The 17296-nt window shown below is 71.9% G+C and carries 13 protein-coding genes; 3 read left to right on the top strand and 10 right to left on the bottom strand.

The window, feature by feature from the left end:
* Positions 1-2 precede the first annotated feature (2 nt).
* From G3I41_RS26405 to G3I41_RS26395, 3 genes are read right to left on the bottom strand one after another with little or no spacing between them, the layout of a single operon-like run.
* Positions 3-1358 (bottom strand): dipeptidase, encoded by a 1356-nt coding sequence (locus G3I41_RS26405; protein ID WP_164402873.1) that lies wholly within the window; start codon positions 1356-1358, stop codon positions 3-5.
* On the bottom strand, positions 1358-1795 hold the full coding sequence (locus tag G3I41_RS26400; RefSeq protein WP_164402872.1) for a hypothetical protein: 438 nt from the start codon (positions 1793-1795) through the stop codon (positions 1358-1360). Before G3I41_RS26400 ends, G3I41_RS26405 begins: the two co-directional genes overlap by 1 nt.
* Positions 1792-3258 (bottom strand): APC family permease, encoded by a 1467-nt coding sequence (locus tag G3I41_RS26395; protein ID WP_164402871.1) that lies wholly within the window; start codon positions 3256-3258, stop codon positions 1792-1794. The genes G3I41_RS26400 and G3I41_RS26395 overlap by 4 nt, the downstream gene beginning before the upstream one ends.
* Positions 3259-3528: 270 nt before the next feature.
* Between G3I41_RS26395 and G3I41_RS26390 the strand changes: the two genes are divergently transcribed.
* Positions 3529-5916, top strand: a complete 2388-nt coding sequence (locus tag G3I41_RS26390; RefSeq protein ID WP_164402870.1) for a glycoside hydrolase family 9 protein — start codon at positions 3529-3531, stop codon at positions 5914-5916.
* 6 nt (positions 5917-5922) lie between these two features.
* Here G3I41_RS26390 and G3I41_RS26385 read toward each other — a convergent pair whose 3' ends face one another.
* Together G3I41_RS26385 and G3I41_RS26380 are read right to left on the bottom strand one after the other, a co-directional pair.
* Complete coding sequence (locus tag G3I41_RS26385) at positions 5923-6324, bottom strand: YXWGXW repeat-containing protein (RefSeq protein WP_164402869.1); 402 nt, start codon at positions 6322-6324, stop codon at positions 5923-5925.
* Positions 6325-6470: 146 nt separating this feature from the next.
* Positions 6471-7673: an MFS transporter gene (locus tag G3I41_RS26380; RefSeq protein ID WP_164402894.1), complete on the bottom strand. Its 1203-nt coding sequence runs from the start codon at positions 7671-7673 to the stop codon at positions 6471-6473.
* 79 nt (positions 7674-7752) lie between these two features.
* On the opposite strand from G3I41_RS26380, the gene manD reads away from it, so the two are divergent.
* Positions 7753-8967 carry a D-mannonate dehydratase ManD gene (gene manD / locus G3I41_RS26375; RefSeq protein ID WP_164402868.1) on the top strand — a complete coding sequence of 405 codons (1215 nt, stop codon included), beginning with the start codon at positions 7753-7755 and terminating at the stop codon, positions 8965-8967.
* 33 nt (positions 8968-9000) lie between these two features.
* Here the strand turns inward: manD and G3I41_RS26370 are convergent, their stop codons facing one another.
* Entirely contained in the window at positions 9001-10794 is a 1794-nt protein-coding gene (locus tag G3I41_RS26370; protein WP_164402867.1) for an ABC transporter ATP-binding protein, read from the bottom strand.
* 85 nt (positions 10795-10879) lie between these two features.
* On the bottom strand, positions 10880-12109 hold the full coding sequence (locus tag G3I41_RS26365) for a benzoate/H(+) symporter BenE family transporter (RefSeq protein WP_164402866.1): 1230 nt from the start codon (positions 12107-12109) through the stop codon (positions 10880-10882).
* Positions 12110-12225: 116 nt separating this feature from the next.
* Here G3I41_RS26365 and G3I41_RS26360 point away from each other — a divergent pair, with 116 nt between their 5' ends.
* A complete protein-coding gene (locus G3I41_RS26360; protein ID WP_164402865.1) occupies positions 12226-12765 on the top strand; it encodes an XRE family transcriptional regulator in 540 nt (179 codons plus the stop codon).
* Here G3I41_RS26360 and G3I41_RS26355 read toward each other — a convergent pair.
* From G3I41_RS26355 to G3I41_RS26345, 3 genes are all read right to left on the bottom strand, one after another.
* Entirely contained in the window at positions 12743-13333 is a 591-nt protein-coding gene (locus G3I41_RS26355) for a peptidoglycan recognition family protein (protein ID WP_164402864.1), read from the bottom strand. The two genes, G3I41_RS26360 and G3I41_RS26355, sit on opposite strands and share 23 nt — an antisense overlap.
* Before the next feature lie 151 nt (positions 13334-13484).
* Positions 13485-14822, bottom strand: a complete 1338-nt coding sequence (locus tag G3I41_RS26350) for an SWF or SNF family helicase (protein WP_164402863.1) — start codon at positions 14820-14822, stop codon at positions 13485-13487.
* Positions 14819-17296: DEAD/DEAH box helicase (locus tag G3I41_RS26345; protein WP_164402862.1), on the bottom strand; the 2478-nt coding region annotated here is incomplete at its 5' end. The genes G3I41_RS26350 and G3I41_RS26345, both read right to left, overlap by 4 nt.

Below are 17296 nucleotides of genomic sequence, written 5' to 3'. Positions count from 1 at the left end.
CGTCAGCGCGCCGCGCGGGCGAAGGAGCGGAGGAAGAGGGCCTCCACATGGGCCATGTGCTCGATCTCCGTCGGGTCGACGCTCTCGTTCGGCGCGTGGATCAGGCACCGCGGCTCTTCGACGCCCATGAGGACGATCTCGGCCGAGGGGTGTGCGTCCGCCAGGACGTTGCAGAGCGGGATGGACCCGCCCTGCCCGAGGTACGCCATCGGCTTGCCGTACACCGCCCGCATCGCCTCGCCGAGCGCCCGGTAGGCCGGACCGTCCGTCGCCGCGCGGAACGGTGCGCCGGACTGCTCCGGCTCCACCCCGACGCGCACGCCCCAGGGTGCGGCTCCGGTCAGATGATCCGTCAGCGCCCGCTGCGCGGCCTCCGCACCGGTGCCCGGCGGGATGCGCAGGCTCACCCGGGCCCGGGCGGTGGGCGGGACCGACGCGGACGAGCCCACCACGGGCGGGCAGTCGATGCCGAGGACGGTGACGGCCGGGCGGGCCCACAGCTGGTCGGACACCGAGCCCGTGCCGATGAGGGGCACGCCGTCGAGGACGCCCGCGTCCTCGCGGAACCGCTCCTCCTCGTAACGTGCCCCCTCCCAGGTGCCCGAGGCGTCCAGGCCGCGTACCTGGGTGGCCCCGGTTCCGGGGTCGCGCAGGGTGGAGAGCAGCTGGATCAGCGCGGCCAGTGCGTCGGGGGCCGGGCCCCCGAACATCCCGGAGTGCACCTCGCCGGCCAGGGTGTCGACGGTGACCACGACGTTCACCACGCCGCGCAGGGAGGTGGTGGCGGTGCCGGTGCCGACGGCCGCGTTCCCCGTGTCGCAGACCAGCAGGGCGTCGGCGGCGAACTCCTCGGGGTGCGCGGCCACGTAGGCCTCGAGGCCGCCGGTGCCCTGTTCCTCCGAACCCTCGGCCACGAACCTCAGCCCGACCGGGATGTCGTCGCCGAGCGCGCGCAGGGCGGTGAGGTGCATGACGATGTTGCCCTTGCAGTCGGCGGTGCCCCGCCCGTACCAGCGGCCGTCGCGCTCGGTCAGGGTGAACGGCGGCGTGGCCCACGCGTCGTCGTCCAGCGGGGGCTGCACGTCGTAGTGGCAGTAGAGCAGCACGGTCGGGGCGCCGGGCGGGGGCGGGCGGTGCCCGAGCACCGCGTTGCTGCCGTCCGGGGTCTCCACGAGGCGTACGTCCCGCAGACCGGCCTCGGTGAAGGCGTCTGCCACCCAGCGGGCGGCCCGGACGCACTCCTCGGCCGGGTACTGCCGGGGGTCGGCGACGGAGGGGATGGAGACCAGTTCGGTCAGGTCCGTCCGCGCGCGTGACATCAGGCCGGAGATGCGCCCGGCGAGTTCGTCGGTGGCCATCAGCGCCTCACTGTGTTCTCGGTCCTGAGATCGGCGATCTTGTCCTCGATCTTGTCCAGCTTGTCCGGGCAGTAGATCTCCAGGATCTTCGCCTCCGCCCGGATCGCCTCGGTGTCGCCGATCACGGGGCGCATACCGGGGCCGGTGGCGCCGTTGGAGATGCTCATCTTCCACAGCGCGGACTTGAGCGAGGAGCCGGGTTTCTCGCAGACCTGGCCGCCGTCGTCGCCCAGGGTGCGCTTGATGGTGCCGACGTCGGGCCGGGGGTAGCCGGCCGCCACGGCGGCGTCGGCGAGTTGCTCGGCCTTCTCCGTCGCCTTGTTGTTCGTCCTGGCCTTCTCGTACCGGACGATGCCGACGACCACGAGCGCCACCAGGAGGACGATCGCGCCGAGGTAGAGCCAGCGGTGCTCGGAGGCGAAGCGGGTCGGGCTCATGACGCGGCCTCCTCACCGGCCGCCGCCGTGCGCCAGCCGGGTTTGCGCAGCTTCAGGAACAGCCACGGGATCAGCAGCCCGAGGACGACGAGCCCGCCACCGACGATGGCCACGTACACACCGACGCTGCCGCCGCCGAACTGGGAGGGTGGTACGAAGCCGATGGCGAGGGCCGCGAGCGACGCCAGCAGCCCGACCGCGCACAGCAGCCCGAGCGCCGGGACGCGGTAGCCGCGCGGGTGGTCCGGCTGGGTCTTCCGCAGCCGGACGGCCGCCACGAACATCAGGAGGTAGACGATGAGGTAGACCTGAGTCGTGATGGTGGAGAAGATCCAGTAGACGCTGGACACGTTGGGGATCAGCGCGTAGAGCAGCGCGATGACGGTGGTGACGATGCCCTGGGTGACCAGGATGTTCTGCTGGATACCGTTCTTGTTGAGCCGTTGGAGGTACGGCGGCAGGTAGCCCTCGCTGCGGGAGATCTCCAGCAGCCCCTTGGACGGCCCGGCCAGCCATGTCAGCATGCCGCCGAGCGCCGCCGACACCAGCATCACCGCCGCGATCGGCGTCATCCAGCCTACGTGGAAGTGGGCGAAGAAAGCGTCGAACGCCTGCATCACACCGGCTGTCAGACTCAGCTGGCTGGCGGGCACCACCCAGCTGATCGCGAGCGCGGGCAGGATGAAGATCAGCAGTACCAGGCCCATCGCCAGGAACATCGACTTCGGGTACTCCTTCGCCGGATCGCGCAGCGAGGAGACGTGCACGGCGTTCATCTCCATGCCGGAGTACGACAGGAAGTTGTTGACGATGAGCACCAGGCTGGCGAGCCCCGTCCACTGGGGAAGCAGGTGGGCCGAGGTCATCGGCGCGGCGGAGCCGTTCCCCTGGCCCAGGAAGACGATGCCCAGCACGACCAGCACCGTGCCGGGGACCAGGGTGCCGATGACGAGTCCCCAGGAGGACAGACCCGCCAGGGCCCTGGTGCCCCGGGACGAGACCCAGACGCCGGTCCAGTAGAGCACCATGATCACGATCGCGGTGTACAGGCCGTTGGACGCGAGCGAGGGATCGATGACGTACGCGATCGTCGAGGCCACGAACGCCAAGAGGCTCGGATAGTAGAAGATCGTCATCGCGAACTGGCACCACACGGCCAGAAATCCGAGCGGCTTGGACAGCCCTTCGCTCACCCAGCGGTACACGCCGCCGGGCCAGCCCGAGGCCAGCTCGGCGGAGACCAGGGCGGTCGGGAGCAGGAACACGACGGCCGGCAGGAGATAGAGGAAGACACAGGCCAGCCCGTAGACCGCCATCGTCGGCGCGGCCCGCAGGCTCGCCACCGACGCCGTCGTCATCAGGGCGAGTGTCAGCCAGCTGATCCTCGGTGCTGCCGGCCGGTCCCTGGCGGCGGTGCGTGCCGAGTCCTTGGGCAGATCCGCCGGCATGTCCATCGCGCTCATCTGTACCTCCGGTCGCGACGCCACAGGTGCGTTCGAAACGCCAGCCTTGGCCTGTTCGCGCCCGTTCGCGCGCCGGGTCACCCGAACGGGTGGCCGGTGCGGTGTTTTCGGGTGTCCTCGCCGTGAAACGGGTGTGCCGCAACCGTTGACAGTTCCCGTGGGAACTGGCTTCATGAGCAACGCCCTTGGGAGCGCTCCCACGCCCCAGGCATCACGCACGCACCCCGCACACACCCGGCACCCCCATCGACGTGACGAAGGGAAAGTCCGTTGCGCTCGCTCACCCTCCCCGCCCTGCGAAGGCGGCCTCGAAGACCGGACCGCCTGGGAGTCGTCGCCCTGGCACTCACCGTCGGCGCGGGCCTGCTGCTCCCGCTGTCCCTGCCGGCCGACGCGGCGGCCGCCCCCGCCTTCGACTACGGCGAGGCACTGCAGAAGTCGGTCCTCTTCTACGAGGCCCAGCAGTCCGGAAAGCTGCCCGACACCAACCGCGTCTCCTGGCGCGGCGACTCCGCGCTGGACGACGGCAAGGACGCCGGACTGGACCTGACGGGCGGCTGGTACGACGCCGGGGACCATGTGAAGTTCGGCCTCCCCATGGCCTACTCGGCCACCATGCTCGCCTGGGGCGGTACGGAGCAGAGGGCGGCGTACCAGGCTTCGGGCCAGCTGCCGTACCTGCGGAACAATCTGCGCTTCGTGGACGACTACCTCCTGAAGGCCCACCCCTCGCCCAACGTCCTGTACGGACAGGTCGGCAACGGCGGCGACGACCACAAGTGGTGGGGCCCCGCCGAGGTGATGCCGATGAAGCGCCCGGCGTACAAGATCGACGCCTCCTGCCCCGGAAGCGACCTGGCCGGCCAGACGGCCGCGGCCCTGGCCTCCTCCTCGATGGTGTTCTCCGACAGCGATCCGGCGTACGCGGCGAAGCTGCTCACCCACGCGAAGCAGCTGTACACCTTCGCCGACACCTACCGGGGCAAGTACAGCGACTGCATCACCGACGCGCAGAGCTACTACAACTCCTGGAGCGGGTACAACGACGAGCTCGTCTGGGGAGCCGTCTGGCTGTACAAGGCCACCGGCGACACCGCGTACCTCGCCAAGGCCGAGTCGTACTACGACAACCTCTCCACCGAGCCGCAGACCAGCACCCGGTCCTACCGCTGGACGCTCTCCTGGGACGACACCTCCTACGGCGCCTATGTGCTGCTCGCCCAGCTGACGGGCAAGCAGAAGTACGTCGACGACGCGAACCGCTGGCTGGACTGGTGGACGGTCGGCGTCAACGGGCAGCGGGTGCCCTACTCACCCGGCGGCCAGGCCGTTCTGGACAGCTGGGGCTCGCTCAGGTACGCCGCGAACACCGCCTTCGCCGCGCTGAGCTATTCCGACTGGCTGACCGGTGACGCCACCCGCAAGGCCCGGTACCACGACTTCGCGGTCCGTCAGATCAACTACGCCCTCGGGGACAACCCGCGCGGATCGAGTTACGTGGTCGGCTTCGGCGAGAACCCGCCGACCAAGCCGCACCACCGCACGGCCCACGGCTCGTGGACCGACCAGATGAACAACCCGGTGGAGACCCGGCACACGTTGTACGGGGCACTGGTGGGCGGTCCGAGCGCCGCCAACGACTCGTACACCGACGACCGCTCGAACTACGTCAACAACGAGGTCGCCACCGACTACAACGCCGCGTTCACCGGGGCACTGGCCCGGCTCTACGCGGAGTACGGCGGGGCCCCGCTCGCCGACTTCCCGCAGCCGGAGGAGCCGGACGGGCCGGAGGTGTCCGTCCAGGCGTCGGTGAACGCGGCCGGAGCCGGCTTCACCGAGATCAAGGCGTATCTGATCAACCGCTCCGCGTGGCCCGCCCGCGCACTCACCGACGCCTCGGTGCGCTACTACTTCACACTGGAGCCGGGCGTCGCACCCGACGACATCAGCTTCACCACCAACTACAACCAGTGCGGCGAGGTGACGGGCCCCACCCATCTGACCGGCGACGTCTACTACGCCACGGTGGACTGCTCGGGTACGGACATCGCGCCGGCCGGCCAGTCCGCGTACCGCAAGGAGGTGCAGTTCCGGATCAGCTCGGCCGGTGCCTGGGACCCGTCGAACGACTGGTCCTACCCGTCGACGGCGACGACCCCGGGCGGCACGCCCGTCGACGCCCCGCACATGGTGCTCCTGGAGGGCTCGGCGCCCCAGTGGGGGAGTGCTCCCGACGGCACGGACCCCGGACCGGACCCCGACCCGACGGACACCCCCGACCCCACGACGACCCCCGACCCCTCCCCGACGCCCGACCCGACGGACACGCCCGACCCCGAACCGGGGGCCTGTGACGTCAGTTACCGGGTCAGCCAGGCGTGGGGCACGGGTTTCACCGCCGATGTGACGGTGAAGAACACCGGGTCGACGCCGCTGGACGGCTGGCAGCTGGTCTTCGACTTCCAGGGTGCCGAGAGCGTGAGCAACGCGTGGAACGCGACCGCCACGCAGAGCGGCACCCGGGTCACGGTCAAGAACGCCGGCCACAACGGCTCGGTCCCGGCGGGCGGCAGCGCCTCGTTCGGATTCCAGGCGAACGGCGCACCGGCCGCCGACCCGGACTCCTTCACGCTCAACGGGAGGGAATGCGGCTGAGACCGCTCAGCGGTGACAGCTCCAGTGCCCCTTCACCCAGTGGGTGTCCCAGTGACCGGGGACGTAGACCTTGGTCCAGTGGCCCGCGACCCACTGGGTGTGGTGGGTCCAGTGGCCGGGCTTCCAGTGCCCGTGCCGGTCGTAGTGTCCGGGGTGCCAGACCTTGTGGTCGGCGTCATGGCCCTTGTGCCACTGCTTCGCCCAGTGGCCCTTGACCCACTGCTTCTGCCAGTGGCCCGGCTGCCAGGTGCAGGCGCCGTGGTGGTCGGTCGCGGCGGATACGGCGGCCGGTGCGGGGGCCGGGGCGGCCTGCGCCGTCCCGGCGGCCCCCAGGGCGGTGCCGCCGGCGAGCAGACCGGTCGCGGCGGCGCCGGCCAGCAGGCGGCGGACTCGGGTGGAAGCGGTCATCGGACGCACCTTCCTCGTGGTCGGAACGGATCCCCGAGCCCAGTGAAGGGAAAGGCTAAGAAGATATAAATATAGCCTGAATGGGGGAATATGGCCGTTCTGTTCGGAACGTGGCCGTTCTGCCCCTTGGGTGTCCTCTCCGCCCGTCAGTCCCCGGGCGGCGTCCGCAGAGCCGCGTACGTCCCCGACACCGCCGCCAGCAGCATGACGCAGCCCGTGAAGACCATCCCGGCGTCGCGCAGCCCGACCGCGGTCGCCAGCGCGCCCACACCCACCACTGGCACGGAGATCCCCGTGTAGGCGACGACGAAGAAGGCCGAGATCGTGCCGCCCCTGTGCTCGGCGGGGGCGGCCTCGCTCACGAGCGTCAGCGCGGCCCGGAACGCGAGCCCCTGGCCGATGCCTCCGCAGACGGCCCCCAGGACGAGCAGCGCCAGCGACTTCGCCAGCAACGAGGAGGCGACGAGCAGCAGTCCCGCGATCAGCACGGCGCAGCCCAGAGGCAGCGCGCGACGCGCCCCGACGCGCGGCGCCAGCCACTGCCCGGCCGTCGAGGCGCAGAACACCGAGAACACCACCGCGCCCGTCACCGCCAGGTTGCGCACGCCCAGCGTCTCGGCCGCGAAACTGGGCGCGACCGCCGTGAACAGGCCGAGCAGCGCGAAACCGGCGAACGCGGCCAGCGAGGCCGGCACGAACACGCCCTTCACCTCGGCGGGCACCCCGACGCCCTGCGGTTCGAGCCGGGGCCACCGCCGTGGCTCGGCCACCGTCTCCGCCAGCCGCCACGTGAGGAGGCAGGCCACGGCGACCAGCCCCAGGTGCACCCAGAACGGCAGGGACAACGGCCAGGGCGTGTACTCGGCCAGCACCCCGGAGAGCAGCGGGCCGCAGCCCAGACCGCCCATGTTCGCGGCCGTCGCCGCGAACCCGGCACGCGCCTTCTGCCCCGGGCCGGCGAGCTCGATGACCGCCGCCGTCGCCGCACCGCTCAGCAGCCCCGCCGCGCCGCCGGACAGCACCCGGCCGGCGAAGAGCAGAGGCAGCCCGCTCTCCAGCAGGAAGCACCCCGCACTCGCGGCGGACAGGGCCATGGCGGCCAGCAGCACCGGCTTGCGGCCCACCTTGTCCGAGTAGTTGCCCGCCACCAGGAGCACGGAGATGACCGCCAGCGCGTACACGGCGAAGACGACGGTCACCATCAGCTCGGAGAAGCCGATCTCCTTCTGGTAGAGCCCGTACAGCGGGGTCGGCAGCGTGGTGCCGGCCATGCCGATGGCGAAGACCACCGCCGCCGCCGGATAGCCCGCCCGGCGCCCGCCCGTCCGTCCCGTATCCTCACGCACGATCACGCACGTCACTCTATGCAGCGGGCGGCCCTCGGTCAGGGCGACGGGCTGCCGTCCGCCGGCCCGAAAGAGAGCCACCATGAGGATCGCCGACGCTCAGGTCGTCGTCACCAGCCCCGGCCGCAACTTCGTGACGCTGAAGCTGACGACCGACGAAGGTCTCACCGGTCTCGGCGACGCCACGCTCAACGGCCGGGAGCTCGCCGTCGTCAGCTACCTCACCGACCATGTGGTGCCCCTGCTCACGGGCCTGGACCCGCACCGGATCGAGGACACCTGGCAGTACCTGTACCGAGGCGCGTACTGGCGGCGCGGCCCCGTCACGATGGCCGCGATCGCCGCCGTCGACGTCGCCCTGTGGGACATCAAGGCGAAGGCGGCCGGGCTGCCGCTCTACCAGCTGCTCGGCGGCGCCTCGCGCGACCGCCTCGCCACCTACGGCCACGCCAACGGCCGCGACATTCCCGAACTCCTCGACTCCGTGCGTCAGCGGCTCGCCGAGGGCTACCCCGCTGTCCGCATCCAGACGGGCATCCCCGGTCTCAAGGCCGTCTACGGGGTGCACGCCACCGACGAGCACGGTGCGCCCGTCGTGCACCAGCAGGCGCGCCCCCTGGTCGAGGACTGGGACACGGACGCCTACCTGCGGCACACCCCCGCCGTGTTCGAGGCGGTACGGGCGGAGTTCGGCGCGGAGATACCGCTCCTCCACGACGCCCACCACCGCCTCACGCCCCTGCAGGCGGCCCGGCTCGGCAAGGACCTGGAACCGTACCGCCCGTTCTGGCTGGAGGACTGCACCCCGGCCGAGAACCAGGAGGCCCTGCGGCTCGTACGCCGGCACACGACGACGCCCCTCGCGCTCGGCGAGGTCTTCAACACGGTGTACGACTACCAGACGCTGATCACCGAGCAGCTGATCGACTACGTGCGCAGCGCGGTCACCCACTTCGGCGGGGTCACCCCGCTGCGCAAGCTCTTCGACTTCGCGGCCCAGTACCAGATCAGGAGCGCGATCCACGGACCCGAGGACATCTCCCCGGTCGGGATGGCCGCCGCCGTCCACCTCGGCTTCGCCGTCCACAACTTCGGTATTCAGGAGTACTCGGGCCACAACGCCCTCACCGGGGAGGTGTTCCGGCACGCGTACACCTTCACCGACGGCTTCCTGCACCCCGGGGAGACCCCGGGGATCGGTGTGGAACTGGACGAGGAGCTCGCGGCGGCCCACCCGTACGAGCAGACCTATCTGCCCGTCAACCGGCTCCGGGACGGCACGGTCCACGACTGGTGAATCGGGGGCCCGGGAGCGCCCGGGCCCCCCTTTCTACGGGAACGCCGGCTGGAGGCCCGCGTACACGCCGTGGCGGAGCAGCAGCTCCTCGTGCGTACCGGTCTCCGCGATCCGGCCGCCCTCCATGACCACGATGCGGTCGGCGCCCTGGATGGTGGAGAGGCGGTGGGCGACCACGAAGACGGTCCTGCCGTGCACGAGCCGGGACAGCGCCTCCTGGACCAGTGCCTCGGAGCGGTTGTCCAGCGCCGAGGTGGCCTCGTCGAGCACCAGGACCCGCGGATCGCGGATCAGCGCCCGGGCGATCGCGAGCCGCTGTTTCTGGCCGCCCGAGAGCCGGGCGCCGCGCTCACCGACCACCGTGTCCAGGCCCTGGGGCAGGCGGCGGACGAACTCCATGGCGTTGGCGTCCTCCAGGGCGCTCAGCAGTGCGGCGTCGTCGGTGTGCCCGAGCCCGTACGTGACGTTGTCGCGGATGCTGCCCTCGAAGAGGATCGACTCCTGCGGCACGACCGAGAGGAACCGCCGGTAGCTGCGCAGATCGAGCCCGGCCATGTCGGTACCGTCCAGCAGGATGCGCCCCGCGGTGGGTCGGATGAACCCGATGAGCAGGTTGAGGACCGTCGACTTGCCCGCCCCCGACGCGCCGACCAGGGCGATCGTCTCGCCGGGTCGCGCGGAGAGCGTGAACCCGTCGACGGCGGGCCGCTCGTCATCGTACGCGAAGGAGGCGGCCTCGAAGTCGATGCGCCCGGTGACCTGCTCCACCTGTGCCTTGCCCGCGTTGTGCTCCAGGTCGGGGGCCTGGAGGACCTCGCCCGCCGAACGGACCGACTCGAGGCCCTTGGTGAGGATGGGGGCGAGGCCGAGCAGCGTGGTCACCGAGCCGGTCAGGACGGTGAAGAAGGCACTCAGCATGACGACGTCACCAGCGGTGACGGCCAGCCAGCCGTGGTAGGCCACCAGCGCCGACCCGGTCAGGCAGAGCACGCCGAGCGTGTTGAGCAGGACCCAGGCCAGTGAGCCGAAACGGCCGTTGAGCATGTCCAGGCGCAGACCGGCGGCGAACACCTGCCGCAAGGAGCCGTCCACGCGCCCCAGCGCGGTCCGCTCCAGGCCGTGGGCGCGGGTGATGGGGATGAGGGTGGTCATCTCGCCGACCCGGGACGACAGCTGTTCCACCTCGCGCCGGAAGGACTCGTTGTGGCTGCGCAGCCTGCCCCTCAGCTTCATCACGAGGAACCCGGCGGCGGGGACGACGACCAGGAAGACGGGCAGGAACGAGGGGACCCGGATGCCGATGACGACGAGCCCGCCGACCAGCGTCACGACGGCCCCGAGCCCCATGTCGGCGCTCTGCTGCACCATCTGCTCGACGGCTTCGACGTCACGGACCACTTTGGCCTGGAGCACGCTGGAGCTGACCCGGGCGTGGTAGCCGACGGACAGTTGCTGCATCCGGCGGCAGAGCGCGGAGCGCAGGGTGATGCCCATGCGGCGGATGCTGCCGCCGAGGCACCGTACGTACCACTGGTGGAGCGGGTAGTTGAGGACGAGGATGAACAGCAGGAGGCCGGTGGCCTTCCAGAGTTCGGACTCCGGGCCGTGCTGGACCACGACGTCCAGCACGGTGGCGGTGATCAGCGGCAGCAGCCATATGGGGCTGTGCTTCACGGTGAAGAGGACGACGGCGAGCGCCAGCCGCCCCCGGTCCGGGCGGAAGAGGAGCGCGAGGGTGCGGACCGGGTGTTCGCCGCGGTAGCGGTGGTCCAGGTGGTCGAAGGGTGCCAGGGATTCGGCGGAGGGTGGGGATACCGCTTTCTGCATGGCACCATCCCAACCCGCGACCGATGCCCGGGGCAACTGTGTTCCACGTACGGGACAGGGCGACCTCTCAGCGGTACGGGCGCGGTCAGCGCACGGGGAGTTCGCCGGGCCGCCGCTCCGGTACCGGTTCCTTGTGGCGGGGGCGCCCCACCGTGGCGATCGCGCTGGTGACGAGGCCGGCCAGCAGGCCCCAGAACGCCGAGCCGATTCCCAGCAGCGTCACGCCCGAAGCGGTGGCGAGGAAGGTGACGACGGCCGCCTCGCGCGACGCCTTGGCGGCGAGTGCGGTGGCCAGTGAGGACTCGATCGTCGCGAGGAGCCCGATCCCGGCGATCGCCATGACGAGTTCGTGCGGCATGGCGGTCAGCAGCGAGGCGACGGTCGCGCCGAGGAGCCCCACGCACAGGTAGAAGAACCCGGCCCACACCGCGGCCAGATAGCGCTTGTCGCGGTCCGGGTGCGCCTCGTCGCCCGTGCAGATGGCGGCCGTGATGGCGGCGAGGTTGATCCCGAACGCCCCGAAGGGCGCGAGCACGGCGTTGGCCGCGCCGGTCCATGTCATCAGCGGGGACACCGGCACGTCGTAACCGGAACCGCGCAGCACGGCGACGCCGGGCAGGTTCTGCGAGGCCATGGTGACGACGAACAGCGGCGCGCCGGCGCTGACGAGCACCTTCCAGTCGAACTCGGGCGCGGTGAAGACCGGTGTGGCCAGGGAGAGCTGGACCTCGCCGGCCCGCCAGCCCCCGGTGAACAGGGTGGCCGCCACCCCCGCGGCCAGCGCCAGCAGCACCGCGTAACGCGGCAGCAGACGGCGGCCCAGCAGGTAGATCACGAACATCGGGAACGCCACCGCGAAGCTGTGGTGCATGGTGCTGAACAGCCCCATGCCGAACCTCAGCAGCACCCCGGCGAGCAGTGCGGCGGCGAGCGGCACGGGGATACGGTTCATGACCCGGGCGAACCAGCCCGTGACGCCGCTCACCACGATGAGCAGCGCCGAGAAGACGAACGCGCCGACGGCCTGCGCCATGGACACCCCGCTCAGACCGGTCGTCAGCAGGGCCGCGCCGGGCGTCGACCAGGCGGTCACCACCGGTGCCCGGTGGCGCAGCGACAGACCGGCACAGGTGCAGGCCAGTCCGACGCCGAGCGCCAGCATCCAGGAGGAGATCTCTCGCGCGTCCGCCCCGGCGGCCTTCGCGGCGGTGAACACGAGCGCGGCGGAGCTGGTGACCCCCACCATCACGGCGATCAGCCCGGCCGCCACGGCGGAGGGTGGTGCGGCCGAGCGTATGCGGGTCAACGCGGGCATGAGTGAGCCACTTCCGGGATGGTGCCGGGCGTTCCGTATACGGAACGTTCTGTTTGTGGAACACTAGAGAGGCGGGCCGGTGCCCGTCAACCAGGTGGGCGAGCGGGCGGAAGGCGATGGGGCTGAACGAGGACGTGGGGCGCCGGCTGCGGGCTCTGCGGCACGGCATGGACGTGTCGCTCTCGGAGCTCGCGCGGCGTTCCGGGGTCGGCAAGGGCACGCTCTCGGAGCTGGAGAGCGGCCGGCGCAACCCCACACTGGAGACCCTGTACGCCCTCACCACCGCCCTCGGCCGCCCGCTCAGCGCGGTACTGAGCGACCCGGCGCCGGACGGGGCGGGCGTCTCCGGCAGCGCGGTCACCGCCGTGCTGATCGAGCGGTACGAGGACGGGGAGGCGGTCACCGACGTGTTCCGGGTGACCATCCGCGCCGGCGCGGTCCAGGAGTCGGAGGCGCATGTGCCGGGCACGTCCGAGAGCCTGATGGTCCTCGCCGGCACCGCCGTCGTCGGCCGGCCCGATGACCTCAGCACTGTCGGGCCCGGGGCCTCCGCCCGGTGGCGGGCCGACGTCCCCCATGTCTACGGCGCGCCCGACGGCGATGTGCAGGGAATCCTCTTCGTGCGCTGCCCGGTCAGCCCGCGCCGAGGAGATTGACCAGACGGATGTAGCGGACCCAGTCCCAGTGCGGACCCGGGTCGGTGTGGTCGGTGCCCGGCACCTCGACATGGCCGAGGATGTGGGCCCGGTCCTTGGGAATGCCGTGGCGGTCGCAGATATTGGCCGTGAGCAGTGCCGACTGCTCGTACAGGGAGTCGGTGAAGTACGCGGGCTGGTCCACCCACCCCTCGTGCTCGATGCCGATGCTGCGGGTGTTGTAGTCCCAGTTCCCCGCGTGCCAGGCGACGTCCTTCTCCCGCACCATCTGGTTGACGTACCCGTCGCCCGAGCGCACCACATAGTGCGCGGAGACCTGTTTCGCCGGGTTCTGGAAGATGGACACCGTCTCGGAGAACGTCTCCTGGGTGACATGAATGATGACGTACTGCACGGGGTACGCCGAAGGGCGCGACGAGGACGTGTAGTTGGACGTCGAAGCGGGAACCCAGTGCGCCGCCGGGTAATCCGTGGCACCCGTCGTCGCGGCGGTGGCGCGGACGGAGGCGGGCAGCAGCGCTCCCGCCGCCGCGATCGCGGCGCCCTGAAGAATTCTTCTGCGTTCCATGCGAACTCCTGTGGGGGTGAGAGGGGCAGGGAGACGGAAGGCGGGATGCCGGGTGCGGGCCCACCGTACGGGCGCCGCACATGTCGCGGAAGACGGCAGGTGCCTCAAATCCCGCCCATACAAGGGGTGTTCAGGCGGGGGAGACGCGCCGTCAGACGCCCTGCGCCTCCGCCCAGGCGGCCGCCGGATCGTCGTCGGACGGACCCGCCGGGAACCACTGACCGTTCTCCTTCCGGTACGGATACCAGCGCCCGTCCGGTCCGTAGCGGAGCTGGAGGCCACCGTCCGCCGACGTCCAGCGGTTGCGCTCGGCCCGCAGCCGGGGCGCCTCGTCCTCCTCCCACGCCTCGGCCAGCCGGAACCTGGCCCGGGCCAGCGCCTCGCCGTCCAGGGGCCGGTCCTCGTCGAGCACGGCGAGCGCGGTCGCCCCACCGTACCGCCAGGCCGCGACCGCGGCGGGGAGCCCGGCGCGCGTCTTTCCCGCGCCGCTCGCCAGCCGGTGGACGATCCACGGCTCCGGGCGCGCTTCGGCGGCCAGTCTGACCGCGTCCTGGCGTGCCGTCAGCCCCTCGGGCACCGGGCGTCCTTCGTGGCCGGGCGCCAGCGCGTCGGCGAGCATCCGGTGCGCCCGGGCCGCCGCGTCCCGCACCAGCATCTCCAGCGCCGTCGGATCCACCCCCGCCTCGGGGTCCGTCTCCGTGTCCAGTGAGGGGGCGGGGCCCGGCTCGCCGGGAAGCACCGGGGGAGCCGGCAGCGCGGGCAGGATGGAGCCGGCGGCGTACACCTGCTCCGCCGGTACGCCGATCGGACCCGGGTCCGGCGCCGGCACCCCGGCCCCAGCCGTGACGTCCGCCGTCCCGGCCGTCGCCGCGATCCGCTCCTGGAGCCCGTCCAGCAGCATCCGTTCGCCGCGCCCCCGCATCAGCAGCAGCACGAACGGATCCTGGTCCAGGAGCCGCGCCACCTGGTAGCAGAGGGCGGCGGTGTGCAAGCAGTGGTCCCACGCCTCGCAGGTGCACCGCGGCTCCAGGTCACCGATGCCCGGGAGCAGATCCATGCCGGCCGCCGCGGCGTCCTCCACCAGGTGCGGCGGCATCTCCCGGTCGAGCAGCGCGGCGATGTGCCCCGTCCGCTCGGTCGCCATGCCCAGGAAACGGCCCCACTCCTGTTCGTCCAGCTCCTGGAGCAGGACATCACTGCGGTAGGTGCTTCCGTTCCGCTCACGCACCACGGCCGTGATCCGGCCGGGGCGCACGGACACGGCGCCGACCCCGCCCTCCCGGGCCACGCGCCGCCCCGCCTTCAGCTGCCGGAGGTCCAGAGCGGTGTCCTCCAGCGCCTTGAGCCACGCCTTTCCCCACCAGGAAACGGCGAAACCGCGTCCGGGTGCCGGGGGCAGGGCGGCGAACGTGCGCTCCTGCGCTGCCGCCCCGTCCTCCCGTTCGTCGCCGCCGTCGGCGAACTCCTCGGCCTCGTATCCGTCCCTCATCGCGTCCCCCCTCGAAGTTCCACCAGGTCCGCCAGCTCCGCGTCGCTGAGCTCGGTCAGCGCGCTCTCGCCGGAGCCGAGCACCGCGTCCGCCAGCCCCTGCTTGCGGGCGAGCATGTCCGCGATCCGGTCCTCGATCGTGCCCTCGGCGATCAGCCGGTGCACCTGGACCGGCTGCGTCTGCCCGATCCGGTACGCGCGGTCGGTGGCCTGCGCCTCGACCGCCGGGTTCCACCAGCGGTCGAAGTGCACCACATGAGCGGCCCGGGTCAGGTTGAGCCCCGTGCCCGCGGCCTTCAGGGACAACAGGAACACCGGTGCCTCGCCCGCCTGGAACCGGTTCACCATCTCCTCCCGCGCGGCGACCGGCGTTCCCCCGTGCAGGAACTGCGTGCCGATGCCGCGCGCCGCCAGATGCCGTTCGAGCAGCCGGGCCATGCCGACGTACTGCGAGAAGACCAGCACCCCGGCGCCCTCCGCCACCATGGTGTCCAGGAGTTCGTCGAGCAGTTCCAGCTTCCCCGAGCGGCCCCCGATGCGCGGTTCGTCCTCCTTGAGGTACTGCGCCGGGTGGTTGCAGATCTGCTTGAGCGAGGTCAGCAGCTTCACCACGAGGCCGCGCCGGGCCATGCCGTCGGCCTCCGCGATCGCCGCCAGCGTCTCCCGCACCACCGCCTCGTACAGCCCCGCCTGTTCGGGCGTCAGCGACACCGTCCGGTCCGTCTCCGTCTTCGGCGGCAGCTCCGGCGCGATGCCGGGGTCCGACTTGCGCCGGCGCAGCAGAAACGGCCGCACCAGCGCGCCCAGCCGCTCGGCCGCCGCCGGGTCCCCGCCCTCCACCGCCCGCGCGTACCGGGTGCGGAACGTGCCGAGCCGCCCCAGCAGCCCCGGTGTCGTCCAGTCGAGGATCGCCCACAGCTCGGAGAGGTTGTTCTCCACCGGGGTGCCCGTCAGCGCCACCCGCGCCCCGGCGCCGATGGTGCGCAACGCGCGGGCCGTCGCCGAGTACGGGTTCTTCACGTGCTGCGCCTCGTCCGCCACGACCATGCCCCACCGCGCCGCGGCGAGCCTCGGTGCGTCCAGTCGCATCGTCCCGTACGTGGTGAGTACGAACCCGTCCTCCGCCAGGTCGTCCAGGGTGCGGGACGCGCCGTGGAAGCGGCGGACCGGGGTGCCGGGGGCGAACTTCTCGATCTCGCGCTGCCAGTTGCCCATCAGCGAGGTCGGGCACACCACGAGCGTGGGCCCGGCGCCTCCTTCCAGGGCCTGGCGGTGCAGGTGCAGCGCGATCAGCGTGATCGTCTTGCCGAGCCCCATGTCGTCGGCGAGGCAGCCGCCGAGCCCGAGCGAGGTCATGGTGTGCAGCCAGTTCAGACCCCGGAGCTGGTAGTCCCGCAGGGTCGCGGTGAGCGCGGCCGGCTGACCGACCGCCGGCTCCCTGCCACCGCCCGGCCGGGCCGGGTCGGCGACACGCTCGCGCAGCCGCTCAAGCCAGCCGGCGGCCCGGACCTCGACCCGCCGGCCGTCCACCTCGGCGGAACCGGTCAGCGCCGCGCCCAGCGCGTCGATCGGGGAGACCTTCCGGTCCTGCGTCTCCCGGGCCCGCCGTGCCTCGTCGGGGTCGATGAGCACCCACTGGTCGCGCAGCCGCACCAGCGGCCGGCCCGCCTCGGCCAGCCGGTCCAGCTCCTCGCGGCTGAGCTGCTGGTCACCGAGGGCGAACCACCAGTTGAAGGTGAGCAGGGCATCGGACGACAGCAGCGGCGCGGCGTCCGACGCGGTACGCGCGAGCCCCTGGGACGCGCCGCCGTCCGCCTCCTCGCCGTCCGGTCCGATCACCGCGCGCGCCGTGAGCTTGCGGGCGGTCAGCTCCCGGGGCCAGTGCACCTGGACGCCCGTCGCGGCGAGCGCCCGCGCGGCGGGTCCGAGGAGTTCGCCGATCTCCTCGTCGGCGGGTTCCACCGCGTCCGGCACGGCCGCCGACAACAGGGGAGTGAGCGTCGGCCAGGCCCGGGCGGCCCGGCGCAGCATCAGCAGGGTGTCCATCCGCGCGCGCTGCCCGAACGCCTCCGCGGCCGGCCCACCGCCCGCCCATACCTCGGCGGCGTCGGCGACCACGGCGGGGTCGCTGACACTGTGGATCTGCGGCACCACGCGGAACGACGGGACGGTACCCGGTCCGTCGCCCCGGTCGAGCCCCGTCACCTCCACGCGCAGCGACAGCCGGACCCCCGCGTCGTGGCCCGCGGCGACATCGGCGGCCCAGGCGCGGTGGCCGGGCAGACGCTGCGGCTCCCACGCGGTGAACGCCGGGCCCCCTGCGGCGAGCGGCGCGGCGGCGGTCCGGGGCAGCGAGTCGGCGACCGCGTCGAGGAACGCCCGTACCAGGCTTTCCGGTTCGGGCAGGAGGAGCGGCCGGGCCGCCGCGTCGACGGGCACGGCGTGGGCGGTGGGCGGCATGGAGGCGGCCAGGGT

It is taken from the genome of Streptomyces sp. SID9727 (assembly GCF_010550605.1).
GTDB lineage: Bacteria > Actinomycetota > Actinomycetes > Streptomycetales > Streptomycetaceae > Streptomyces.
The sequence above is the reverse complement of the archived record's forward strand: the minus strand, read 5'-3'. Positions and strand labels throughout refer to the sequence as shown.

Bases quoted from the DNA above. Each gene is read 5' to 3' on its own strand.
- manD (WP_164402868.1), top strand. From the start codon at position 7,753: ATGAGGATCGCCGACGCTCAGGTCGTCGTCACCAGCCCCGGCCGCAAC.
- G3I41_RS26395 (WP_164402871.1), bottom strand. From the start codon at position 3,258: ATGAGCGCGATGGACATGCCGGCGGATCTGCCCAAGGACTCGGCACGC.
- G3I41_RS26400 (WP_164402872.1), bottom strand. From the start codon at position 1,795: ATGAGCCCGACCCGCTTCGCCTCCGAGCACCGCTGGCTCTACCTCGGC.
- G3I41_RS26370 (WP_164402867.1), bottom strand. From the start codon at position 10,794: ATGCAGAAAGCGGTATCCCCACCCTCCGCCGAATCCCTGGCACCCTTC.
- G3I41_RS26365 (WP_164402866.1), bottom strand. From the start codon at position 12,109: ATGCCCGCGTTGACCCGCATACGCTCGGCCGCACCACCCTCCGCCGTG.
- G3I41_RS26350 (WP_164402863.1), bottom strand. From the start codon at position 14,822: ATGAGGGACGGATACGAGGCCGAGGAGTTCGCCGACGGCGGCGACGAA.
- G3I41_RS26385 (WP_164402869.1), bottom strand. From the start codon at position 6,324: ATGACCGCTTCCACCCGAGTCCGCCGCCTGCTGGCCGGCGCCGCCGCG.
- G3I41_RS26360 (WP_164402865.1), top strand. From the start codon at position 12,226: ATGGGGCTGAACGAGGACGTGGGGCGCCGGCTGCGGGCTCTGCGGCAC.
- G3I41_RS26405 (WP_164402873.1), bottom strand. From the start codon at position 1,358: ATGGCCACCGACGAACTCGCCGGGCGCATCTCCGGCCTGATGTCACGC.
- G3I41_RS26355 (WP_164402864.1), bottom strand. From the start codon at position 13,333: ATGGAACGCAGAAGAATTCTTCAGGGCGCCGCGATCGCGGCGGCGGGA.